This window comes from Aeromonas veronii (genome assembly GCF_040215105.1).
GTDB lineage: Bacteria > Pseudomonadota > Gammaproteobacteria > Enterobacterales > Aeromonadaceae > Aeromonas > Aeromonas veronii_G.
On the sequence record NZ_CP157875.1, the window covers coordinates 2,329,073 to 2,350,870 of the forward strand.

Annotated in this window: 22 protein-coding genes; 6 read left to right on the forward strand and 16 right to left on the reverse strand. The window is 61.2% G+C overall.

Annotated elements, in window-relative coordinates:
* Positions 1-24: 24 nt before the first annotated feature.
* From ABNP46_RS10740 to ABNP46_RS10765, 6 genes are all read right to left on the reverse strand, one after another.
* Positions 25-513: a SixA phosphatase family protein gene (locus ABNP46_RS10740; protein ID WP_349917613.1), complete on the reverse strand. Its 489-nt coding sequence runs from the start codon at positions 511-513 to the stop codon at positions 25-27.
* A gap of 168 nt (positions 514-681) precedes the next feature.
* On the reverse strand, positions 682-990 hold the full coding sequence (locus tag ABNP46_RS10745; RefSeq protein ID WP_434476144.1) for a putative quinol monooxygenase: 309 nt from the start codon (positions 988-990) through the stop codon (positions 682-684).
* Positions 991-1,196: 206 nt separating this feature from the next.
* Positions 1,197-1,565: an SH3 domain-containing protein gene (locus tag ABNP46_RS10750; protein WP_349917618.1), complete on the reverse strand. Its 369-nt coding sequence runs from the start codon at positions 1,563-1,565 to the stop codon at positions 1,197-1,199.
* A 200-nt stretch (positions 1,566-1,765) separates the two neighbouring features.
* Positions 1,766-2,572, reverse strand: coding sequence for a PhzF family phenazine biosynthesis protein (locus tag ABNP46_RS10755; protein ID WP_349917620.1), 807 nt, complete (start codon positions 2,570-2,572; stop codon positions 1,766-1,768).
* Positions 2,562-3,215 carry a helix-turn-helix transcriptional regulator gene (locus tag ABNP46_RS10760; RefSeq protein WP_349917622.1) on the reverse strand — a complete coding sequence of 218 codons (654 nt, stop codon included), beginning with the start codon at positions 3,213-3,215 and terminating at the stop codon, positions 2,562-2,564. The genes ABNP46_RS10755 and ABNP46_RS10760 overlap by 11 nt, the downstream gene beginning before the upstream one ends.
* Positions 3,212-3,592 carry a RidA family protein gene (locus ABNP46_RS10765; RefSeq protein ID WP_349917625.1) on the reverse strand — a complete coding sequence of 127 codons (381 nt, stop codon included), beginning with the start codon at positions 3,590-3,592 and terminating at the stop codon, positions 3,212-3,214. Before ABNP46_RS10765 ends, ABNP46_RS10760 begins: the two co-directional genes overlap by 4 nt.
* A 703-nt stretch (positions 3,593-4,295) precedes the next feature.
* On the opposite strand from ABNP46_RS10765, the gene ABNP46_RS10770 reads away from it, so the two are divergent.
* From ABNP46_RS10770 to ABNP46_RS10785, 4 genes are all read left to right on the forward strand, one after another.
* Positions 4,296-4,490, forward strand: coding sequence for a hypothetical protein (locus ABNP46_RS10770; protein ID WP_349917628.1), 195 nt, complete (start codon positions 4,296-4,298; stop codon positions 4,488-4,490).
* Between the two features lie 18 nt (positions 4,491-4,508).
* Positions 4,509-4,901: a hypothetical protein gene (locus ABNP46_RS10775; protein ID WP_349917629.1), complete on the forward strand. Its 393-nt coding sequence runs from the start codon at positions 4,509-4,511 to the stop codon at positions 4,899-4,901.
* A 229-nt stretch (positions 4,902-5,130) separates the two neighbouring features.
* On the forward strand, positions 5,131-5,421 hold the full coding sequence (locus ABNP46_RS10780; protein WP_349917630.1) for a hypothetical protein: 291 nt from the start codon (positions 5,131-5,133) through the stop codon (positions 5,419-5,421).
* A gap of 88 nt (positions 5,422-5,509) precedes the next feature.
* Complete coding sequence (locus tag ABNP46_RS10785; RefSeq protein WP_349917631.1) at positions 5,510-5,932, forward strand: hypothetical protein; 423 nt, start codon at positions 5,510-5,512, stop codon at positions 5,930-5,932.
* A 110-nt stretch (positions 5,933-6,042) separates the two neighbouring features.
* Here the strand turns inward: ABNP46_RS10785 and ABNP46_RS10790 are convergent, their stop codons facing one another.
* From ABNP46_RS10790 to ABNP46_RS10815, 6 genes are all read right to left on the reverse strand, one after another.
* Positions 6,043-6,435 carry a septal ring lytic transglycosylase RlpA family protein gene (locus ABNP46_RS10790; protein ID WP_434476145.1) on the reverse strand — a complete coding sequence of 131 codons (393 nt, stop codon included), beginning with the start codon at positions 6,433-6,435 and terminating at the stop codon, positions 6,043-6,045.
* Between the two features lie 153 nt (positions 6,436-6,588).
* Positions 6,589-11,016, reverse strand: a complete 4,428-nt coding sequence (gene mukB / locus ABNP46_RS10795) for a chromosome partition protein MukB (RefSeq protein ID WP_349917636.1) — start codon at positions 11,014-11,016, stop codon at positions 6,589-6,591.
* Between the two features lie 45 nt (positions 11,017-11,061).
* Positions 11,062-11,799, reverse strand: a complete 738-nt coding sequence (mukE, locus tag ABNP46_RS10800) for a chromosome partition protein MukE (protein WP_349917639.1) — start codon at positions 11,797-11,799, stop codon at positions 11,062-11,064.
* Positions 11,780-13,099, reverse strand: coding sequence for a chromosome partition protein MukF (gene mukF / locus ABNP46_RS10805; RefSeq protein ID WP_349917640.1), 1,320 nt, complete (start codon positions 13,097-13,099; stop codon positions 11,780-11,782). The genes mukE and mukF overlap by 20 nt, the downstream gene beginning before the upstream one ends.
* 138 nt (positions 13,100-13,237) lie before the next feature.
* A complete protein-coding gene (gene cmoM / locus ABNP46_RS10810) occupies positions 13,238-14,014 on the reverse strand; it encodes a tRNA uridine 5-oxyacetic acid(34) methyltransferase CmoM (RefSeq protein WP_349917642.1) in 777 nt (258 codons plus the stop codon).
* A 264-nt stretch (positions 14,015-14,278) separates the two neighbouring features.
* Entirely contained in the window at positions 14,279-15,145 is an 867-nt protein-coding gene (locus ABNP46_RS10815) for a pirin family protein (protein WP_349917643.1), read from the reverse strand.
* A 109-nt stretch (positions 15,146-15,254) separates the two neighbouring features.
* Between ABNP46_RS10815 and ABNP46_RS10820 the strand changes: the two genes are divergently transcribed.
* Complete coding sequence (locus ABNP46_RS10820; protein ID WP_349917645.1) at positions 15,255-16,163, forward strand: LysR family transcriptional regulator; 909 nt, start codon at positions 15,255-15,257, stop codon at positions 16,161-16,163.
* Positions 16,164-16,316: 153 nt separating this feature from the next.
* Here the strand turns inward: ABNP46_RS10820 and ABNP46_RS10825 are convergent, their stop codons facing one another.
* The 4 genes from ABNP46_RS10825 to ABNP46_RS10840 all read right to left on the reverse strand — a co-directional run bounded on the left by ABNP46_RS10825 (position 16,317) and on the right by ABNP46_RS10840 (position 20,572).
* On the reverse strand, positions 16,317-16,646 hold the full coding sequence (locus ABNP46_RS10825) for a YbaB/EbfC family nucleoid-associated protein (protein ID WP_349917646.1): 330 nt from the start codon (positions 16,644-16,646) through the stop codon (positions 16,317-16,319).
* Positions 16,647-16,770: 124 nt separating this feature from the next.
* Positions 16,771-19,335: a DNA polymerase III subunit gamma/tau gene (dnaX, locus tag ABNP46_RS10830; RefSeq protein ID WP_349917647.1), complete on the reverse strand. Its 2,565-nt coding sequence runs from the start codon at positions 19,333-19,335 to the stop codon at positions 16,771-16,773.
* Between the two features lie 182 nt (positions 19,336-19,517).
* The gene (gene apt, locus ABNP46_RS10835; RefSeq protein ID WP_349917648.1) at positions 19,518-20,063 is read right to left on the reverse strand and encodes an adenine phosphoribosyltransferase; all 546 of its coding nucleotides are present in this window, start codon (positions 20,061-20,063) and stop codon (positions 19,518-19,520) included.
* A 131-nt stretch (positions 20,064-20,194) separates the two neighbouring features.
* The gene (locus ABNP46_RS10840; protein WP_349917650.1) at positions 20,195-20,572 is read right to left on the reverse strand and encodes a YbaN family protein; all 378 of its coding nucleotides are present in this window, start codon (positions 20,570-20,572) and stop codon (positions 20,195-20,197) included.
* A 208-nt stretch (positions 20,573-20,780) separates the two neighbouring features.
* Here ABNP46_RS10840 and dusC point away from each other — a divergent pair, with 208 nt between their 5' ends.
* Positions 20,781-21,725 (forward strand): tRNA dihydrouridine(16) synthase DusC, encoded by a 945-nt coding sequence (gene dusC / locus ABNP46_RS10845; RefSeq protein ID WP_349917652.1) that lies wholly within the window; start codon positions 20,781-20,783, stop codon positions 21,723-21,725.
* Positions 21,726-21,798: the final 73 nt, after the last annotated feature.

Sequence of the window (21,798 nt, forward strand, 5' to 3'; positions counted from 1 at the left end):
GGCGAGGTGCCCGATGACACGGGCTTACGGCTGCTTGGGGCAATCAAACCAGACACGAACTGGAACGCGGCCAGGGATGACCGACCAGGGCGCCCCCTCGAAGAGAAAGCGGGCCACGGCGCAGGTGGGCATCCGGGTGATCCCCCGGGATAAGCGGTGGGCCAGAGCAGTAAATTCGGGATCATGCCCCACCAGCATCACGCACTTCTTGTCGTCTGCAAGCGTCCCTATCAGCGCCAGCAGGGTGCAAACCTCTCCCTCGTATATCCGCTCATCCAGGGCTATCTCCCCAAGATATTGAAGCGCAACGGCAAGCAGGCGCGCCGTCTCCCGTGCCCGACAAGCGGGGCTTGAGAGGATCAGATCCGGTATCACCCCCTCCTGCGCCAGGCGCCTGCCCATCATGGGGGCGTCGCGCTGGCCGCGCTCGGCCAGTCGCCGCTCTCTATCCGGCAGATCTGCATCTGCCCAGCTGGACTTGCCGTGACGTACCAGCACCAGGGTCCTCTTCATGTCACCTCCCATGAGCCCGGCTCATCGCCTTCCCTCCCCAGCACGGCAGACGGGTGTTTCACGCATCCACCGCTCGGGTCTCTGTTCACATCGCCAATCCCCTTGGCAAGGATAGCGAAGCCAGGGTCCGCATCGCCGGGACATCGCCTCTCAAAAGCGGTGTGTTCATCAGGCCAAGGGGCCCACCTCCTCCAGGAAGATGAGACGCAGGGGCTCGGCCAGCAGCACATCGGCCCGGCTGGCAAAGCCCTGGAAATAGTCGGTGGCACAATGATCATCGAGCGCCGCCTGACTGACGAAGGCTTCCCGCATATAGAAGGTGCCCGGTTCATCCTTGAGCTCGAACAACACGTAATCAAGGTTGCCCGGCTCGCGCCGGGTCGGCGCGACGAGCTTTTGCAACTCGCGCCGCAGCGCCTCTCCCATGCCCGCTTTGGCCTTGAGTACCGCTATCGACACCAGCTTGTCTGCTTTCATCATCACACTCCCCTATCAAGAGACACATGGACCAAGGATGCCCCTCGCCGCGACTTGCCAGCGGATCATGGACACATCCTTCAAGATGAGAGGCAGTGTAAGAACAGGTTATTGATGGATATAGACGGACAATATGGACAAACTGTTCATCCTATTGAACAGCAGACGAAGGAGCACAGCAGAGCGTCCGTGGCGCCACTAAGGGTTTATGGCTCCCGCAGCGCTTGTAGATTGGCCAGTGGCACCCAGCCAGAGGCCGTTCCCTCGGCGTTGTCACACCAGATCCAGCCGTTGATCATCCGATGGCCAATCAGCTGATCACCCGGCTGCACGTTCAGCTCCCGGGCCGTGTAGTCCTCCTGGGCACGGGCCTGGCCCTTGTCCAGCCACTCGATAAGTTGAGCCGGCACCCAGCCCCCTTGTTGGCCCGCACACTGGCAGAAGAACCAATCCTGCCAATCCTCTGCCCCTTCATACCGCTCACCCACCATAAGCGGGGTGCCCTTGACGAAGGTGATGGGCTCCGGGTATTCGCTGCGATGGGCGCTGATCACCAGCCAGACGTTGTTTTCCATACTCCTATCGTTCCTTATTCCTATCGCTCCTTGCGGAGCCTCTTCGGATCCTGGCGGGCATCAAGTCGGGTATCGGCTCCCGACATCTCGGCTAGCAGGGCGACCCAAAGGCGAGATCCTGCTGATGGCGCCGCCAATCATGTGCTCACTCTGGTTGATACATGCTTGATGGTGCAGGCACATCTGGTGCGGCCTATGGGTTACAGCAGGAAGGTACCTTCAATGGTCATGCGGGCCTCGCCATATAGCTCCACGCGACCATCATCACGCACCAGGCAGCGGAGTGTCCCCTTGCGTGCCCCCCCTTGCTGGGCAATCAACTCCCGCTTGCCTGTGCGAGCGGCCCAGAACGGTGCGAGGAAGGTGTGTGCAGAGCCGGTCACCGGATCCTCGTTGACGCCGACCTGAGGCCCGAACCAGCGGGAGACAAAGTCGAAGCGATCATCGGCCGCCGTCACGATGACACCACGGGTATCAAACTGCACCAGGGTATTGAAATCCGGGGCCAGCCCTTCAATGACTTCTTTGTCATTCACCAGCACGATCAAGTCATCGGACCGCCATACCCCGACCACCTCGCCATCAATACCCAGAGCGGCCAGCAGACCGGCGGGTGTCTCTATCGGTGTCGCCACCTTGGCCGGGAAATCCATGCAGTATTCATGACCCGAGCGAGTCACCGTGAGCAGCCCGCTGCGGGTGTGAAACCGGATCTGCTCATCGGCATGGCCCAGCTTGTTGAACAGTACCCAGGCGGCGGCCAGGGTCGCGTGGCCACACAGATCCACTTCAACCCCGGGGGTAAACCAGCGCAGGTGATAGCCATCATTCGTCGGGATGAAGAAAGCCGTCTCTGACAGATTGTTTTCAATGGCGATGGACTGGAGCACCTCATCCTCCAGCCAGGTCTCCAGGGGACACACCCCGGCCGGATTGCCACCAAAGGGCTGGGAGGTAAAGGCATCCACTTGATAGAAGGGGATCCTTGTCGAGCCACTATTTTTCATCAAATCTCTCCAGATAGTTGTAAATCGTGTATCGCGTCACCCCCAGCGCCCTGGCGACATGATTGACACTGCCTTTTATCTTGAAAAAGCCCAGCCCATGAATCTCGGACACGACACGCCGTCTGAAATCAATCTTGCTCTCAGCCCCGGTCTGCCGGTATCGCTGCAACACGTCATCGAGCGTCTGGAGGGAAATCGTGCCCGATTTGCCATCCGTCTCCTCCTCCATGCTGGCGGGCTGGAACAGATAATCCAGGTCGCGTTTCAGCTGATTGACCGCCTCCATATCGACGTTGAGGCAGAAGGCAACCAAAGGCACGCCCCCCTCGCCGTAATAGATGGTCGATGCGCTATTCAAGCGCTTCCCGGTCGCCGTTCTCGACACATAACCGCTGAAGGTGCGGTATCGGGTATCGGATGCCCCATCGAGCAGCCCCAAGAATCCCATGTCATCATCCGGGCCGGACAGGAGGGCATCCCCTTCGCACCGGCCACTCACGTGCCCATTGACGATACCGATGACGGACTCTTCAGGCCGGGTCAGATCATGCAATACGGCTTCGGTATTGGCGGGGATGGTGGTCTTGAGGGTTTCGAGGGATGCCATCAACACGGTGAGCAGGCTCTCGCGATCCAGGTTCATGCCGCCCCTCTCGTTGCCGCTATTGCCTGGACTTCGATCTCCACATCCAACCCAAATGCCAAGGTGCTGCTGGTCACCGAACGGGCCGGAAAGCCGCTCGTAAACCAGTTGCGATATTCGGTATTGAATTCGGCGAAGTGCTTCATGTCGCTCAGCCACACCTGCACCCTGACCACATGGTCGATATCCACACCGGCACGAGTCAGCGTCGCCGCGATAGACTCCATGATCCGCCGGGTTTGCTCCGTGACCGACCCCTGCAAAGGCTCACCCGTGGTACTCATGGATACCTGGCCCGATAAAAAAACAAAACCGTTCGCTTTCACCGCATCGGCAAACGGGAAAGGCTTGCTGGTGGCATAACGTTCGATAGTCATGGGTCTCATACCCTTGGGTTGTACCTGATGGTCACAAGATAGCACTCCGCCTCGACATTTTTAAACAACTTTTCATTTATCAACATTTAAATGTTTAAAAATGAAGACTTCTGACAGAAACATCGACCGACCTGTCCACCGCCAAACAGCAAAAATCGGGCAGATCAGGCTGTGGTGCCGGATAGGCGCCACAGCAACACCCAGGCATTGGGTCAGCCGGCTATTCATGTCTCCATGTCGTGCTCATCGGTGAGCCGCGTCGATGACTTCCCAGGGAGATCCCTTATGGGGGAGCCCACCTATCGTTATTGCTGCGTGATATGACGCTGTGGCAATAACAGATGATTAAATAAATGGAGTCATTGGCTTTGTTTAACGCCAAGGTGATTAATTGTAATCAATTTTATTTATGACATCTCAAATGCCAATATCTATTCACACATTCAATAACAGTTGCACTCACCATACCCAACCAAAAATTAACACTTAAGAGGTATTTTTGCTTTTATCCATTAAAATCAAATAGATAAAACAATATAAAATGCCAGGTCTGACCTCTTTATTTTTACTATTTAGAAAAACTATGATGTTCATCACATTCCAGGAGGAACATTGTCATTAGCCGATTGGAAAACAGGATCTGAATTATCAGATGTCGCCCCCGAAAACAGAAAACGTTTTACCAATCCATAGGAGTAATTATATGAGAACCACCTTGATGGCATTAATCATCATCGGAGCCAATCTGTTTCTGGCTGGCTGTGTCACCACCTCTGGCAGTCAACAATATCGTCAGGATAACGATATGATCACCCGAGATGGCATCGCACTCCCGGACTGCGAGACGCTGCCGGATGCCAGCCAGGCCGATAATGGCTCACGCTGCTGGTACCGTTAACAGGAGAGGGTCAACGCCATGAAAAAGCGGAACATGATATTGATGATCGCGATGACAGGAGTCTGTGCCCAACCGGCCTTTGCCATCAGTGAAGCCTATCGCGCGCAATTGGAACAATCCGGTTGTACCCAGGTCAGTGAGGCCAATGGCACCTGTGACATCAAACCCGCTCGGCATCGACACGGAGAGGATGTGGCGTCATACCGCGACCATCGCGATGCCACCCATGAGATCCTGCAAGATCTTGATTCACACATCGCGGGTGATTATCAGGGAGAAGCCGTGGACTATATGGAAGACAGTGGTTGGCATGCCATGAACGACGAACATACCCGCTGGCGAAAGTCCGGCGTCATTGTGGAGTTTGATATGTCGCCCTCGGGCAGAATAGCCGGCGTCACGATCAATTAGTCGCTGTCATTCACTCATACCGATATACACAATCATTATTTTTTATTTGGCAGCAAACGACAGGTTCAACATATATCCCCTGACAATAAATAACAGCCATCCATTTGGCTGAGAATATCTCACTGCCTGTTATTTTTTTTGCTTGCAACATAACAACAAAACGGACCACAGACTACGGCTATGGTCACATTGGAAACAGTTCAACATTAATATATGGAAGGTGTTTGCTATGAAAATGGTATTCATCAGGCAATGCGTCGGCATATTGGTGGTCACGGTCAGTCTGACCGGCTGTGCCATGGACAATATGACGACAACCCAGAAAGCCTTGCTGGTCGGCAGTGCCGCCGCTGCGGCAGGCGGGATCGCATACGGCATCCACAAAAAACATGAAGCCGACAAGGCGAAACATGAAAAGGATGAAGATAACCGCCACAAGGAAAATACCTATCATGCCCACCGACATCACAGTGACCAGCGCGAGCAATGTTACGACTACGAGGGACATTGGCAGTGTTGATCTCCCCTCCCCCTGACCAGCACTGACGTAGACTCATCTCCCAGAAACCCGGTTTGGCTTTTTATTTCTCATTAACTGGATAGATACCATGAAACACAAACAGATGATCCTGAGCCTGTCACTCCTCCTCGGCACCACCCTTGGCGCCATTGCCCCTGCCCACGCGATCAGCGACGCCTATCGGCAGAAGCTGGAGCGCAGCGGTTGTACCCAGATGACGGATGGCAATGGGTGCGACATCCACAAGACCCGCGCCCAAAACCACGCGGCGGCAGCGGTGCACCCATCGGCCCCTGCGACCCTCTCCACCAACAAGGTGGCCGAAATCCTTGACCGTGCTGTCAGCAACAAACCGCTGGATGCGGCGGTGACAATTCTGCTGGGTGCCGGATGGCAACAGGACGACGACAATGGTCTGGTCTTTTATAAGGAGAGCTACCAGGCAACCCTGGATGTGAACCAAAAAAATGATGTGGTGATGGGAACATCCGTCACGACCCACAGAGGGTGACACTGTTGCAGCCCGCCCTCCGGCGGGCTGCATGCCAAGGGGAGCCTCCCAGTAAAACTGCCACCTTCCGAACCCACAGGACAAGCCGCCTGCGTGTTCTCTCATGCGAACTAGTTGACCACCTCGAGATTGACCCTGACCAGGCCGGATCTGAGGTTGCCGATGCTGCTGAAGGCGGCCTTGGAGAGATCGATCACTCTCCCCCTGGGGAAGTTGCCCCTGTCGTTGACCCGCACCACCACGCTCTTGCCGTTCGCCACGTTGGTCACCTTCACCAGGGAGCCGAACGGCAGTGTCATGTGGGCCGCTGTGTTGGCACCGTTATTGTATCGCTCGCCGCTCGCCGTCTTCCGGTTGTGATAGCGGTCCGCATAATAGGAGGCAAGCCCGGTCTGGGTATAACCGCGCCAGTCCCCCCCCTTGCCCGCCTCCGGCTGGCTGCTGCAGGCCGCCAGCAGCAGGCTGAAGGAGACCAGCAGCCCTTTTTGTACCCTGCCTCTCATGCGCTCTTCCATCGCCACTCTCATCACCACTTTTTGCACCAATCTGGCCCCTGCCAACAGAGGCCTACTCTCTCACATTTGCCATGGAAAACGGGAGGCCCTGGCCCCCCGTTTTGCGTATTGCTCCGTCAGCCCCTGTCAGGGGAACCCGGATCAGGCAATGAGCTTGTCATCGGCAAAACCAAAGCCGCGCAGCCCCACCACGTGCACGTGCTCGTGCTTGCCCTGCACCTTGCGGATGAGCTTGTAGGTGGTGCCCTTCTCGGGGCTGATGTTCTCCGGCGCCGCGATGAGCAGTTGCATGTCCTGACGCTCGCACAGCTCGAACAGGGTGGCGATGGACTTGCCATCGAGGCGCGCCGCCTCGTCCAGGAACAGCAAACGGCAGGGGGCGATGTCCTTGCCGCGCAGACGGCGGGACTCCTCCTCCCAGCTGATGAGCACCATCAGCAAGATGGCCTGACCGGTACCGATGGCCTCGCCGGTGGAGAGCGCACCGCTCTCCGCCCGCAGCCAGCCGTCTGCCCCACGCTGCACCTCGATCTCCAGCTCCAGGTAGTTGCGATAGTCCAGCAGGATATCCCCCATCACCTGATAGCTGCGCTCCCCCTGTTCAATCTGCGGGTTGAGGCGCTGGAACAGCTTGGCCATGGCCTCGGAGAAGCTGAGCTCCTTGTCGGCGAACAGATCGTTGTGCATGGCGGTCTGATCCGCGAGCGCGGTCAGCAGTCGGGTGTGAGCCTCGCGGATATTGACGTTCAGACGCACCCCGCGCACCAGACCGAAGGCGATATTCTGCAGGCCCTGGTTCAGCACCCGGATACGGTTCTGCTCCCGGCGGATGATGTTGGTGATCTTGGCCGCCACCTCGTGGGAGGAAAGCGACAAGTGGGTCTCCCGCTGCTTGAGCTCATCGGCAAGGCGCGCCAACTCGATCTCCATCTCCTCGATGGCCTCCACCGGATCGTCCGAGCGGATGATGTCGTTGCGAATGCGATCCTTCAAGTAACGGTACACCTGCACGTAGAAGGCGACCTTCTGCTCGGTGTTGCGGTTGCCCTCGGACAGACGCAGCGCATCGCGCAGGGCCTCGTCGTGCGCGACGGCGACGCGAAGGGCTCCCAATGCCTTGTCCGACATGGAACGCAGCTCGTCGCTGTCAAGATACGCCAGCTCGCGCTTGTTCAGACGCTTCTCCACGTCGGTGTCGCGTGCCAGACGCACCACCCGCGACCAGCTCGCCTTGTGGCCCACCAGGGATTTGCGGGCACCGAAGTAGTCTTTGCCTTCGAGTTTCAGACGGCCGCCGAGGGATTCGATCTCCCGCTTGGTCACCTGCAACTGGGCCTCGGCGCTGGTGCGACGGGAGCGGGTGCGGATGAGCAGCTCTTCGATCTCTTTCTTGTGGGCGCGGGACTTCTCTTCCATGTCTTCGGAAAGAGTCAGCCCCATGGCCCCCAGTTCCTGCTCGAACTCCGCCAGGGTCTGCCCCTTGGCCGACGCACTGGAATCGAGCGCGGTGCGCAGTTGCAACGCCTCCGTGTGGCGCTGGGCGATCTGTTTGTGCTGCTCACCCTTGGTTCTGGCAGTCAATTCCGCTGCTTTGAGCTTCTCTTTCAGGCGTTCACTCATCTCGGACGCCTTGCCGAGCAAGTCTTGTGCGTCCTGATAGGCGAAATGCGGCAGGCGGGCCACCAGCTGATCCAGGGCATAGACACGGCGTTTCTGCTCCGCCAGCAACGCGTTCACCTCGTCGTAGGCGGCCTGCAGGGCGGCGAGATCCTGCGGATCCTGGCGCAATACCTGCACCTTGCCCTCGAGCATCTCCAGCGCCTTGCCGTGCTGGGCGATAAAGGCCTCCGCCTGTTTCAGGCTCTCCACATCGGCGCGGGCACCTTCGAGACGCGCCGCCAGATCCCCTTCCTCAAACAGATGGGCATAGGGCAGCATGGCCTGCACCAGCTGGATGTGGCGGGTCAGCTGGGCACCGGCGGCCTTGGCCTCGGCGAGCTGCTTGTCGCACTCGCCCATGGCTCCTTGCAACTTGCGCAGCTCGCTCTGCTTGGCGTCCACTTCGGCTTCCGGATCCGGACGGAATGCGATGTCCAGATGCTGGCCGATGAAGTCGCGGAAGTGACCATAGAGGCGGTGATACTTCTGCTGCTCGAAGGCGGCCTTGGCGTAGCCTTCGATGAGGTTTTCACGCTCAAAATCGAGCTGCTCGATGCGCTTCTCGCGGGCGGCGCGGCCAAAGAGCGGCAATTCGGGGTAGCGGGAGAAACGCACCTGGCGTTTGCTGCTGCGCACCAGCACGGCGTCGCCGAGCTCGTCCGCCTCCACCAGATCCTCATCGAACGAATCCGGGTTGCCCTGAATGAGGTAGATATCTTCCGGGCAATCTTCCAGCTTCTTGAGCCGCTCGATGGCGCCTTCAAGGTCGAGCACCACCAGGGCGCTGCGAGCCGGGCCGTAGAGAGCGGAGTAGTAAGGGGCATCGTCGATGGAGATGTCGTCATAGACATCGGAGAGCAGCACGCCCCCCACCTGCTCGGCGATGCGGGCAAGGCGCGGATCCGCCTCCCCGGCCCCCAGCTGGAGGTTGCGAATTTGCAGCTCCAGCGCCTGCTTCTGGGCCTGGATGCGGTTGCTCTCCTGCTCGAACTCCCGCTCCTTGTCGAGCACGGTCTGCATGCCGGCGGAGAGTGCTTCGGCGCTGGTCAGCGGCAAGCCGCTCTGCTCGCGCAGTTGCTCGAGTTTTTCAAAGGATTTCAGCCAGCGCGGCGCCAGTTTGGTTAGCTCGCCAATGTCACGGCCAAGCTGGGCACCCTGGTGCTCCAGGCTGGCACGGCGCTGCGCTGTCTCGGCCTGTTGCTCGGCCAGCTCCTCCTGGCGGGTGCGCTGGGCTTCGAGGAAGAGCTCCAGCTCGTCGCTGCTGCCGATCTGCTGGCCTGACGCCTCGGTCAGTTCATCCCGCAGCTTGAACAGGGTCTTCTGGCTCTCGCTCTCTTTTTCCAGGCGGGCCAGGGTGACGCGCAGCCCCTGCCCCTGATTGACGCGAGCCTTGTCTTCGATATGACGCTTGAGCAGGGCCTGGGCAGTGGGCCAGGCGGCCTCACGAGCGGTTTCGGGGGCGATGCCAAGGAGCAGCGCCAGGGCCGCTTCGTGTTCGGCCACCGCGGCTTTCGCCAGGGCGAGCTGCTGCTCGGCCCCCAGCACCCGGCTGGTGAGGCTCTGCTCGGCGCTGCGCAGTTGATGCAGGGTCTCGCTCGCCTGCTCGGTAGTCAACCCCGGCAGCTCGCACTGCTCGCGGGCCGCATCGAGGGCCTGCACCGCCTGGCGGTACTGGATGGCGCGGGTCTGCTGGATATCCAGCGCCTGCTGATAGTCGGCAAGTTGGGTCTTGAGGCTGTCGACCTCGGCGATCGCCAGTTCCCGGCGCTCTTCCACTTCCAGCAACTGGACGTGGATCTCCTCCACCACCGCCTGCTGCTGCTCCAGTTTGTCATTGAGATCGCGCAGATCGGCGCGATAGAGCGCGATCTTCTTCTGCAGGGCCACCGCAGCCAGCACCCTGGCCAGATGTTCGGCGGCGGATTCCAGCTCGTCGGTCAAAAGCTTCTCGCGGCCGGTGAGCTGATCCACCTCGTCCGCCAGATAGATGGCTCGCTGCTTCTCTTCGGCAAGCAGACGGCGCTTGCCCGCCAGCTCCGCCCGGGCCTTCAGGGCCAGCTCGGAGAGGCGACTCTTCTCGGCGCTGCCCCGCACATACTCAGCCGCCACGTAATGGGTGGTTTCGGTGATGAGGTTCTTGAACAGATCCCGCTGGCCTTGCGTCTCCTTGATGGCCTCCAGGGTACGGCGGTTCTCGTAGATGGCCGCCTCCATGTCCTGGAACGCCTTGCGCACCCCGGAGTTTTCCGGCAGCAGGTATTCGCGCAGGGAGCGGCTGATGGACGAAGAGATGCCGCCGTAGAGGGAGGCCTCGATCAGGCGGTAGAACTTGCCGCGATCTTTTTGATCACGCAGCTTCTTGGGGGTGATGCCGAACTCGAACATGAAGTTGTGATAATCGGTCACCGTATTGAACTTGGCGAGCTTCATGGCACCGAGTTCGGCGGCCGCCCCCTTCAGGTCGGTGAAGGCGCGTACCCGCCCCTTGCCGCCCTCGAGTTTTTCCAGCAGGAGATCCGTGGGAGACAGCTCCTGGGGCACATCCACCAGCGCGAAGGGGGTGATGTTGACCTTGTTGTCCCGGTTCGCCACCTGCTCGAGGTGAACACCGACCCAGATCCGCTGCTCGCGGCTGTTCATCACCTCCAGCACCGAGTAGCAGTGGCCGCGCTGCAGCTTGCCGTAGAGCCCCTTGTCACGGGATGCACTGCTGGAGCCCGCCTCCGTGGTGTTGCGGAAATGGAGCAGGGACTGATCGGGGATCAGGGCCGCGATGAAGGCCGCCATGGTGGTGGACTTGCCTGCCCCGTTACCGCCGGACAGCGTGGTGACCAGCTGGTCGAGATCGAAGGTGCGGGCGAAGAAGCCGTTCCAGTTGACCATGGTCAGGGATTTGAATTTGCCTCTCACACCGCACTCTCCATCACAGCCATCATCCCCGTCGGGGCCAAAAATTTAACGTTGCAGATCATCTTCCACCTCCAGCTCCAGCTGTTCTTCGTCCAGATCCGATTCGATGTCCTCGAACAGGGAATCGCTGCTCGGCATCTCGTCGTCGTGGAAGATGGCTTCCCCTTCCTGGATCATCCGCAGTTGCACGGCGCGGGGATCCTCGTCGGAGCGCACGTCGGCAGCGAAGCGGAACACGGACTCGTTGACCCGGAACTTGTCGCCGTTGCCAAGGGCCGTGATCATCCCCAAACGCCGCAGCCGGCGCATGGAGGTGCGGATCTTCTCCAGCAGCTTCTTCTTGTCCAGATCCGTGCCACCGGAGCGGCTATTGACCATGCGCAGCAGCTGCTTCTCGTCGGCAAGGCTCAGTACCTCTTCTTGCAGCTCGCTGGTGGCAAACACCCCTTCCGAGGCAAGTCTGTCCGGGCTCAGATAGAGGTAGCAGAGTACCTTGCCCACCAGCATGTCGAGCTCGGACAGGACTGTGGTGCCAATGTCGGCGCTCGGGCGCGGACGCAGGTAGAAGAAGCCTTCCGGCGCCTTGATGAGCTCGACCTGGTAACGGCCGTAGAAGATCTCCAGCTCGCCGTGATACTCCACCAGCGCAGAGTGGGGTTCGAAATCGTCGGCACTGATGTGGCGGCCGGCGCGCAGAGCGGTGTCGATGCGCGGAAACAAGGGGTTGGCGATGGCCTCGGCGAGGCGCAGCGGCAGAGGAAACTCAGTATTGATCGATGACATAGGCCTGAACCTTGGATCCTGCTTGGTTGATGGGTTTCCATGCGGGTTGACGGTGCAGCTCGCGCTCACCGCTGGCATGGCCGAGACGCACCGCCTGATCGATCAGGAGGCGCGCCACATCGAAGTGGGCATGGGCCGGGTAATCCAGCAGGTATTCGCGCAACACGTCAGCCAAATCCAGCTGGGACTCGCTCTCGGGATAGCGGGCGAGGTAGCGCTCGATGCGCTCCGCCAGCTCCTGGTTGATGTCTACCATCTCCAGATACTCCATCTCGAGGGGCACCTCGCCGGTCACCTCCTCGTCATGGATGGCGATGGTTTCATCGCGCAGCTCCAGCAAACGGGGCTCTTCGGCCACCCTGAGCAGCCAGTTGTGCTGCTCGAAGTTGCGGATGGACTCGCGCAGCCGCTGGCTGAAGGCGCGGTTCTTGTCCATATCGATGGCGTTGCGGATGAACTTGTGGACGTGCCTATCGTAGCGGGACCAGAGCTCGATGCACTGCTGGCCCCAGGAGGTGATGACATCCAGACGCCCCTGCAGGGCATGGGTCAGCTCCTCGACGTGGAACAGATCGTCACGGCCCTGCGCCGCCTCCTGAATGTTGAGCAGCCCGGCCTGCAGGCGATGGCCGGCGGCGTCCAGGGTATCTTGCAGCTCGCGCAGGGTCTGGCCGGTTTCGTGGAGCAGCTTCTCGCAGCTGTGGATGGCATCGACCCAGTTCTGGGTCAGCAGGGCCGCAATCTCGCTCTTGACCTGATTTTGCTGCTCATCCATGGCGCGCTGGGTGAGATCGATGCGCCCAAGCGTCTCTTCCAGGGAGAAACTGAGGCGGGGCAGCACTTCGGCATCCCACTGCTCCCGGGTATCCAGCTCCAGCGCCGCCTTGCGGGCGGTGTCGAGCTCGGCAGCCAGGTGCTCCAGCAGGATGGAGAGCTTGATGGAGTCGACCTGACGGCTCTCCAGGAAGAAATCGACGATGCCAACGCCGAGGCGCGACAGGCGATAGAGACTCTCCCCCGCCACCATGTCGGTGGTGAAGCGCGACAGCAGCTGCTGGCGAATGAGGTCGTTGATGGCGTTGTTGGCGCGACCGCTCAGGGTCTCGTCCATCTGGCCAAAGGCGCTGCTGACATAACCGAAGGCGTCGTGCAGCGCGGCCTCCGAGAGATCGGACTCCTCTTCGGAGAGGGTCTTGATCGCAATCAGAAAGGCCAGCCGATCGGTGGGCAGGTTCAAGGCCAGACCCTCCTGTCTGACCCATCCTACCGTCTCGGGCAGGGTACGGGATGTACTCATCATGACGTTATCATCTCGTTGTTATGGCTGGCGGGCCGACGCACACCTCATGTGCGCGTCACGTCCGCCGTGGTGGTACAGGCCGGGGTCACTGTGCCCCGGCGATAATATCCCGCAAAAAGAGTGCCGGTAACGCCGTATTCAGCCAGCCGGTTTCTGGGCCATCACATGGATGTAGCGCCCAAGGGAGACAAAGGGTTCCTGTCGACAATAGTGCAGCTCCATGGCCAGCAGATCATCGAACTTCTCGTGCTGATCCTGCTTGTGGCGCATGTAGTCGTGGATGACGCGCACCCCGGTCTTGCCGATGATCTTGAGCCCCCCTCGCCCGATCCAGTCATACACCTGCTCGGGCAGCTGCGGATTGGTGGGGGTCAGCGCAGTCTGGCGCTTCTTGTTCAGCCCCTGGCGCACATAGTCAAAGTTGCCCACCACCAGGCTCTGGAACAGCAAGCCGTGGCGGTTATAGAAAAGCAGCGACAGTATGCCCCCTGCATTGACGAAAGGGAACAGACCGAGCAGGGTCTGGCGAGGCTCGGCGAGCCACTCCAGCACGGCGTGGCAGAGCACGAGATCAAAGGTGCCGCTCACATGGGACTTGAGCTCCTGGATGGGGCAATGGATGAGACGAATTCTGTCTTCCAGCCCCTGCTCGGCGATCTGGGTCCGGGCCAGATCCAGCATCTCGGCCGAGAGATCGCATAGCTCCACCCGATGGCCCATGGCCGCCAGCTTCTGGGCGAAGTAGCCAAACCCGCCGCCCGCATCCAGGATGCGCAGGGGTCGGTTGCCAAGCCGGGCCAGACAGGCCTCGATGTCGCTCCACACCACAGTGGTGCGGATGCGCCCCTTGGTGGAGTCATAAATGTTGCGGGCGAACTTGTCGGCCCGCCCGTCGAAACTCTGATCTTGCTTCAAGAGAGCACTCGTCTTCTGCCACCCTGCCGTTGGCTCGCCAGCTGGGCGCACGCAAGGGGATGCCGGGAAAAAAGAGGGCTATTTTGTCACATCCCGGATCCGCAGAAAATGCCGATGTTTCCCAAACTTGTCCGGGTTCACCTATCGACTCGGCGTCCATGGCGGGGGCTGGGTGAAAAAGCGGCGTTTCATGACACAGGGAGAGCGCTGACCAACCCGGTACCTGAGGCACCAGGTTGCGAAAGGGTGAGAGATGGTCGGGGATTATTGGGGGATCTGGGCGAATCGCCCGCTGTTGAAGTCATCGATGGCCTGCACGATCTCGGCCTCGGTGTTCATCACGAAGGGGCCATAGCCGACGATGGGCTCATCGATGGGTTCACCGCTCAGCAGCAACAGCACGGCGTCCTCACTGGCCTCTATCTGCACCTGGTTGCCACTGGGCTCCAGCAGCACCAGCTGCGCCTCCCCCGCCTCCTCCAGACCATTGAACCGCACCCGCCCCTTGAGCACGACCAGGGCGCTGTTCCAGCCATCCACCAACGGCAGCAGGGTACTGGCGCCGCCGTTCAATCGCAGATCCCAGACATTCATGGGGGTAAAGGTACGTGCCGGCCCCGTCTGCCCGGCCAGCTCGCCGGCGATGATGCGCACCACTCCGGTTCCGTCTGCGAGGGAATGCACCGGTATACTGTCGCTGCCGATGGCCTGATAGCCGGGGGACGACATCTTCTCTCTGGCGGGCAGATTGACCCAGAGCTGCACCATGTCGAGGGTGCCCCCCTGCTGGCTGAACCCCTCGGCGTGGAACTCGTCGTGCATGATGCCGGACGCCGCCGTCATCCACTGCACATCCCCGGGGCCGATGATCCCGCCCTGCCCGGTAGAATCGCGGTGGGCCACCTCCCCCTTGTAGACGATAGTGACCGTCTCGAAGCCCCGATGAGGATGTTCACCCACCCCCCGTGGTGACGGGGACGGGGCAAACTCCATTGGGCCCGCCCTGTCGAGCAACAGGAAGGGGCTCATGGCCTTGCCATGGCTCTGGTAGGAGAACAGGGAACGCACCGGGAAGCCGTCGCCAACCCAGTGGGGACGCGGTGCACTGTAGATACCGATGACGCTTTTCATGATCCACTCCAATACGATGATGATGCTTGGGATCATTATGTGGATGGAACGACTACGGCGGTAGGCGTAAGATCAGGCCTCAGCGTCCTATATGGTGAACGATGAAGTCATGACTCCCGATCTCAACGACCTCTATTACTACGTCCAGGTGGTGGACAACGGCGGCTTTGCCCAGGCAGGTCGGGCCCTTGGCATCCCCAAGTCCAAACTCAGCCGTCGCATCGCCCTGCTGGAGGAGCGGCTGGGGGTACGCCTCATCCAGCGCTCCAGCCGCAGTTTTCAGGTCACCGAGCTGGGGCTGGCCTATCTGGCCCGCTGCCGGGCCATGCTGGTGGAGGCCGAGGCCGCCCAGTCTCTTATCGACTCGACCCGCACCGAACCTTGCGGCGTGGTGCGCCTCTCCTGCCCCATCGATCTGCTCCACACCAAGGTGAGCAAGCTACTGGTGGCCTTCGCCCTGCAATACCCCAGGATCAGCGTGCAGCTTGTCGGGGTGAACCGGGCGGTGGATCTGGTGAGCGAGGGGCTGGATGTCGCCATCAGGGTGAGACCCCTCCCGCTGGAGGACAGCGAGCTGGCCATGCGGGTGCTGGGGTATGCAAGCCAGTGCCTGCTCGCGAGCCCCGCCCTGCTGGCCCGCCATGGCGAGCCCGGGGGACCGGCGGATCTGCTGGGTTGGCCAAGCCTTGGTCATGGCAGCACCATGGAGGGTCATCGCTGGCAGCTGCTGGGACCGGAGGGGGCCGAGGTACGACAACATCACAGCCCCCGCTTCGTCACGACCGACATGCAGGGGTTGCGGCAGGCGGCCATCGAGGGGCTAGGCGTCGTCCAGCTTCCCGTCATGATGGTGCAGGAGGCGCTCGACAATGGCAGCTTGCGGCATCTGCTGCCCGGCTGGGCACCGCGCCAGGAGGTGATCCACGCGGTCTTCCCCAGCCGGCGAGGCCTGCTGCCTTCGGTGCGGGCCCTGATCGATCACCTCGCCCAGGGGTTTGCCCCCATGGCGAAGCCGTGAGCCGGGACGGCCCCATGACACGGGTCCTGCCCCGTGCCGGCCGCTGGCAAGGCACCCGCCGAGCGTCGGCTCGCTAAAAAAACCGGAAACAAAAAGGCCGAAGCAGGGCTCCGGCCTTTTCAGAAGCGGGCACCCGGGTGCCCGTCTCATGCCTTAGAACGGCAGCTTCATGCCCGGGGGCAGTTGCATGCCACCGGTCAGCTCGCCCATCTTGGCCTTGTTCTGCTCTTCGACCCGGCGCACGGCGTCATTGACGGCGGCGGCGACCAGATCCTCGATCATCTCTTTGTCATCGTCCATCAGGCTGGGATCGATCTCGATGCGGCGCACGCTGTGGCTGCCGGCCATGGTGACCTTGACCATGCCAGCACCGGCTTCACCGACTACTTCCATCTGGGCAAGCTGCTCTTGCATCTTCTGCATGCGCTCTTGCATCTGTTGGGCCTGTTTCATCAGGTTACCCATTCCACCTTTACCAAACATAGGTCGTCTCTCGTCTTGAAATCCGGCATACGCGCCGGGCTGTGGGCTCGTTCTACCCCAGATGGGGGCAGCCAACGGGTTTTTCAACCGGGAGCAGCTCCCGGTCTCCATTCATCAGTCACTCTCAACGGCTCAAGGGCTCGATGCTCTCGGGATGAAGCACGGCGCCAAAGCGCTGCTGCAGAAATTGTACATGGGGATCCTCGGCCAAGTCCCGGCTCACCTGCTCACGGACCCCGAGGTAGAGGCGGTGCTCTATCTCAAGGGGGGTTTCCTGGGCGGGATCCGTGCCAAGGGTCACCTCCACCTGCACCGTCCCCCCCAGTTCGGGGCCGATGATCTCGGCCAGATCGGCGCGGGCCCGATCGCTCACCAGGTGGCGCTGCTCGGGCTTGAGGGTGAGCAGCACTCTGTCTCCCTGCTGGCTCATCACCGAGTTGATGGCGAGCTGACGCAGACGCCCGCCCACACCGGTGCGGGCAATCAGCTCGGCCCAAGGGTCACCGCAGTTGACCAGCAAGGAAGAGGGAACGAGCCTTGGCACTTCCCCCTCCTCTTCCGGCTGGCTCTCACCTTCCAGTTCATCCCAGTCGATGGTCTCCATCAGGGGAACCAGCGGCACGTCATCTTGCACGGGGGCAGGCATGGGTGACGCAGACGGGGCCGCGGCGGCAGGCGCCTGGGCCATCGCAGGCGCTACCCCGTCCAGATCCCAGGGCGGCAGATCGTCCGGCGCGGGTCGTGCCATGACGGGTGCCGGCACGGTAGCGCGAGGGGCCGCAGTGGCTTGCGGTGCGGGGGCGCTGAAGGTATCGCCAAAGCCCTGGCTCAGATACTCCTCATAATCACTGCCGCTCTCCTCGTAGGCATCGAGGGGGGGCAGATCGTCATAGTTGGTCGCTGGCTGAACCGGGGCACCAATCGCACGGGGGTCGGTTGCAGGCACCTGGGAGAGTGCCTGGGCTTGCACCGCAGCCGGCTGAGCCGCCGCAGCTTGGGCCACCGCAGCTTGGGCCGACACAGATTGTGCCGTCGCGAGCGGCTTGCTCGGCGCCGTTCTTTGCGCTGCCGCCGGGGTGGTGGCGTCGCCGCGCAGACGGCTTCGCAGCAAGTTGCGCTTGCCAAGCAGGCTCTGCATGCTGGACGCGGCGGATGGCGCGGCTTGCTCCGCGGGTATCGCCTCTGGCGTGGCGATGGCATCAGCCGGCTCAGGAGACATGGCACCGGGCTGGGCGGTCACGGGCAGATCCGCCTCGGCGACTAGTGACACGGCTTCCGGCTGCGCATAGCCCATCTGGTGAGCAGCTTGCAGCAGTTCCTCCTGCTCGGCAAAGAGCGGCGTCAGCGTGTCATCCCCATCGACATCGTGGCCAGTTCCCGCTTCAGCCGACGTGTCTGGCGTCCTCTCGGCATTCCCATGCGGACGGACGCCTGCTGTTGCCGACCCGGAGATGGCCGTTACCGGCTCGGGATCGACCGATGCGACGGGGGCTGGCTCAACCCCGCGAGGCTTTCCCAGGGTGGCGGGTGCCGCCCCCCCCGCAGCCTGCGCTGGCACCATGGAGAGGGGGACCGCGCTCAGGTTGGCAGGATGCAGCACCTCGCGACGCGGTGAAAACGCCAGCATGCGCAGGCAGGTCATCTCCAGCGCGGTGCGCCCATCCGGTGCCCAGGGCAGATCCTTGCGTCCCCCCAGCACTATCTGGTAGCAGAGCTGCACCTCTTCCGGGCTCATGGCCTGGGCGAGCTGCAGCAGGGCATCGGCGTCCGCCCCCTGCTCCTGCACGCTGGCCGGCAGCAGTTGCGCCATGGCGACGCGGTGCAGCAAGGCTTCCAGCTCGGCGTGCAGTTGATCGAAATCCGGCCCCAGGGTGGCGATCTCGGTGATCTTGGCCATGGTCGCCGGGGCATCCTGGCGCAGCACGGCCTCCAGCAACTGGTGCAGGTGGTGATGGTCGAGGGTGCCCAGCATGGTGAGCACGCTGTCGAGGCGCACGCTGCCGTTGCCGTGAGCCAGCGCCTGATCGGTGAGGCTCAGGGCATCGCGCATGCTGCCATCCGCCGCCTTGGCGAGCGCCAGCAGGGCGCGGGGCTCGAACGGCTGGCCTTCCTGATCCAGCACCCACTCCAGCTGCTTGGCGATCTGGCTCTGATCCAGACTCTTGAGATGGAACTGCAGGCAGCGGGAGAGGATGGTGATGGGCAACTTCTGCGGATCCGTGGTGGCCAGCAGGAACTTCACATAGGGAGGCGGCTCTTCCAGAGTCTTGAGCAGCGCGTTGAAGCTGTGGCGCGACAGCATGTGCACCTCATCGATGAGGTACACCTTGAAGCGGCCGCGGGCCGGGCGGTACTGCACATTGTCCAGCAGCTCGCGGGTATCCTCCACCTTGGTACGGGACGCCGCATCGATCTCCAGCAGATCGACGAAGTTGCCCTGATCGATCTCGCGGCAGGTGTCGCAGACGCCGCACGGGTGGCTGCCGATCCCCTGCTCGCAGTTGAGACTCTTGGCCAGGATGCGGGCTATGGTGGTCTTGCCGACCCCGCGGGTGCCGCTCAGCAGATAGGCGTGATGCAGCCGTCCCTGATCCAGGGCATTGGTCAGGGCGGTCAGCACATGTTGCTGGCCAACCACTTGTTCGAATGTATGGGGGCGCCATTTACGCGCCAGAACCTGATAGCTCATAGATCTCGATGCTGGAAAACGAGGCATTGAGCCGGATGCTAACACAAATGCGGAACGGGCTGTATGGACAAACAGTCGTCTTGGGAGGGATCGCTGGATTTTCAAACCGATGTCCGTTCGGGCGCCGGCTGCAACGCAAACAGGCAGGCTGACGAGGCCTGCCTGTCGATCAAAGTCGCGGTTTATGCGCCTGCGAGTTCGACCAGAGAGACCACCTTGACGCCAGCGGCGGTCAGGCGGGCATCACCGCCGAGGGACGGCAGGGAGATGATGAAGGCCGCATCGACCACTTCCCCGCCGGCGCGGCGGATCAGCTTGACGGTGGCATCGACGGTGCCGCCGGTGGCCAGCAGATCGTCAACGACCAGCACCTTGTCACCGGGGACTATGGCGTCGGTGTGCAGTTGCAGGGTGTCGGTGCCGTATTCCAGGGCATAGGACTCCTCGATGACGGCGCGGGGCAGCTTGCCCGGCTTGCGCACCGGCACGAACCCCAGGCCCATGGCGAATGCGACGGGGGCGCCGAAGATGAAGCCGCGGGCCTCGGTGCCGACGATCTTGGTGATCCCTTGATCACGATAGTGGTCGGCCAGCAGATCGATGGTGGCCTTGAAGGCCTCGGCATTCTCGATCAGGCTGGTGATATCGCGAAACAGGATGCCCGGCTTCGGGTAGTCGGGAATGGTCTTGATGCTCGCTTCGATAAACTTCAGGGTATCCGGATTCATTATTTGACCGCTTATTTTTTGAGCCCTGCTGTGGCGGTTTGTGTGAATGCCGCCTGGGGCAATAAAAAGGCCCGTCACGCAAAAATGACGGGCCGACTCCATAGCATTATTGCTGCAATAGCTTAGGGATTTCACTTCTCCATTGCAACTGGCGCCAGCACCGGCAGACGCATTAACCAGGTGAGCAGGATCACCATAATAGCAACCAGCAAGAGCCGTACCCAGGGCATGGGGACCACCCAGAGCGATACCCCGAAGGAGATCAGGATAAAGATGATGGCCCGGCGTCTGGCATGGCGACGAATGCCGCGATATTGCTGCCAATCGGCAATGGGGGGACCAAACCAGGGGTGCGCCAGCAACCAGGCGTGAAAACGGGGGGATGAGCGGGCAAACAGCGCCGCCGCCAGCAACATGAAGGGGGTGGTCGGCAGCAGGGGCAGAACGATCCCGACAATCCCCGTGGCAAAGGCCAACCAGCCAAGGGCCATCAAACACCAACGCTTCATTCAGACTCCGGTTCAATACATCTTTCCCTAGCCTAGCAGACTTGCCCGAGGCACCGACAGCGCCGCGAGCGGCCCGGCGTCTGTCTGCCCGTTATCTGAGCGCCTCCCGTTATTGCCCCATTTAACTTGCGAAACGACGCTGACAGCGCCCCCCAATACCTCTACAATCTGCCCTCTTTTTGACTCCTTCACCCTGGCGGAAGCTGTTATGCGCGTTATTTTGGCCCCCATGCAGGGGGTGCTGGACCACCTGATGCGGGAGGTGCTCACCTCCGTCAACGATTACGACCTCTGTGTCAGCGAATTCATCCGCGTCGTCGATCAGTTGCTGCCCGCCAAGGTATTCCATCGCCTCTGTCCCGAGCTGCGCCAGGACGGCAAGACCCGCGCCGGCACCCCGGTGCGGGTGCAGTTGCTGGGACAACACCCCGAGTGGCTGGCCGAAAACGCGGTGCGCGCCATCGAGCTCGGCTCCCCCGGGGTGGATCTCAACTTCGGCTGCCCCGCTCCCACGGTCAACAAGAGCAAGGGAGGGGCCGTGCTGCTCAAGGAGCCCGAGACCATCTATCGGATCGTCAAGGCGGTGCGTGAAGCGGTGCCCGCCCATCTGCCGGTCAGCGCCAAGATCCGCCTCGGTTACGATGACAAGGCCCTCTATCTGGACAACGCCCAGGCGGTCTATCAGGCCGGGGCCTGCGAGCTGGCGGTCCATGCCCGCACCAAGCAGGAAGGCTACAAGGCGCCAGCCCACTGGGAGTACGTGGACGCCATCCGCCGCGCCCTGCCCATTCCGGTGACCGCCAACGGGGAGATCTGGGATCGTGCCGATGCGCTCAGCTGCGCCCAGGTCTCCGGCTGCGAGTCCCTCATGGTGGGGCGCGGGGCCATCTCCCTGCCCAACCTCGCCAACGTGATGAAAACCGGGTGCGCCCACATGAGCTGGGCCGAGGTGCTGCAACTGATGGTGAGCTACACCGAGCAAGATCTGGCGAGCGAGAAGGCGGATTACTATCCCAGCCGGATCAAGCAGTGGTTCAGTTACCTAAAACGCGAATATCCTGAAGCTGACGACCTTTTCCGGGATATTCGTCTGCACAAGGAAACAGGACCTATTCGGGAAGCCTTGCTGCAAGCCGCAAAAACTGTGAGCTAACCGACTTTTACTTGACTCATGTCATCTCGACAATCCACACGTCTCCCTATACTGGCCGAGTTTTATAAACCGT

What these genes read in the sequence shown, in the direction of transcription:
- ABNP46_RS10740 (WP_349917613.1), bottom strand. Translation starts at nt 513, where the DNA reads ATGAAGAGGACCCTGGTGCTGGTACGTCACGGCAAGTCCAGCTGGGCA.
- ABNP46_RS10745 (WP_434476144.1), bottom strand. Translation starts at nt 990, where the DNA reads ATGAAAGCAGACAAGCTGGTGTCGATAGCGGTACTCAAGGCCAAAGCG.
- ABNP46_RS10750 (WP_349917618.1), bottom strand. Translation starts at nt 1,565, where the DNA reads ATGGAAAACAACGTCTGGCTGGTGATCAGCGCCCATCGCAGCGAATAC.
- ABNP46_RS10755 (WP_349917620.1), bottom strand. Translation starts at nt 2,572, where the DNA reads ATGAAAAATAGTGGCTCGACAAGGATCCCCTTCTATCAAGTGGATGCC.
- ABNP46_RS10760 (WP_349917622.1), bottom strand. Translation starts at nt 3,215, where the DNA reads ATGAACCTGGATCGCGAGAGCCTGCTCACCGTGTTGATGGCATCCCTC.
- ABNP46_RS10765 (WP_349917625.1), bottom strand. Translation starts at nt 3,592, where the DNA reads ATGACTATCGAACGTTATGCCACCAGCAAGCCTTTCCCGTTTGCCGAT.
- ABNP46_RS10770 (WP_349917628.1), top strand. Translation starts at nt 4,296, where the DNA reads ATGAGAACCACCTTGATGGCATTAATCATCATCGGAGCCAATCTGTTT.
- ABNP46_RS10775 (WP_349917629.1), top strand. Translation starts at nt 4,509, where the DNA reads ATGAAAAAGCGGAACATGATATTGATGATCGCGATGACAGGAGTCTGT.
- ABNP46_RS10780 (WP_349917630.1), top strand. Translation starts at nt 5,131, where the DNA reads ATGAAAATGGTATTCATCAGGCAATGCGTCGGCATATTGGTGGTCACG.
- ABNP46_RS10785 (WP_349917631.1), top strand. Translation starts at nt 5,510, where the DNA reads ATGAAACACAAACAGATGATCCTGAGCCTGTCACTCCTCCTCGGCACC.
- ABNP46_RS10790 (WP_434476145.1), bottom strand. Translation starts at nt 6,435, where the DNA reads ATGAGAGGCAGGGTACAAAAAGGGCTGCTGGTCTCCTTCAGCCTGCTG.
- mukE (WP_349917639.1), bottom strand. Translation starts at nt 11,799, where the DNA reads ATGTCATCGATCAATACTGAGTTTCCTCTGCCGCTGCGCCTCGCCGAG.
- mukF (WP_349917640.1), bottom strand. Translation starts at nt 13,099, where the DNA reads ATGATGAGTACATCCCGTACCCTGCCCGAGACGGTAGGATGGGTCAGA.
- ABNP46_RS10815 (WP_349917643.1), bottom strand. Translation starts at nt 15,145, where the DNA reads ATGAAAAGCGTCATCGGTATCTACAGTGCACCGCGTCCCCACTGGGTT.
- ABNP46_RS10820 (WP_349917645.1), top strand. Translation starts at nt 15,255, where the DNA reads ATGACTCCCGATCTCAACGACCTCTATTACTACGTCCAGGTGGTGGAC.
- ABNP46_RS10825 (WP_349917646.1), bottom strand. Translation starts at nt 16,646, where the DNA reads ATGTTTGGTAAAGGTGGAATGGGTAACCTGATGAAACAGGCCCAACAG.
- dnaX (WP_349917647.1), bottom strand. Translation starts at nt 19,335, where the DNA reads ATGAGCTATCAGGTTCTGGCGCGTAAATGGCGCCCCCATACATTCGAA.
- apt (WP_349917648.1), bottom strand. Translation starts at nt 20,063, where the DNA reads ATGAATCCGGATACCCTGAAGTTTATCGAAGCGAGCATCAAGACCATT.
- ABNP46_RS10840 (WP_349917650.1), bottom strand. Translation starts at nt 20,572, where the DNA reads ATGAAGCGTTGGTGTTTGATGGCCCTTGGCTGGTTGGCCTTTGCCACG.
- dusC (WP_349917652.1), top strand. Translation starts at nt 20,781, where the DNA reads ATGCGCGTTATTTTGGCCCCCATGCAGGGGGTGCTGGACCACCTGATG.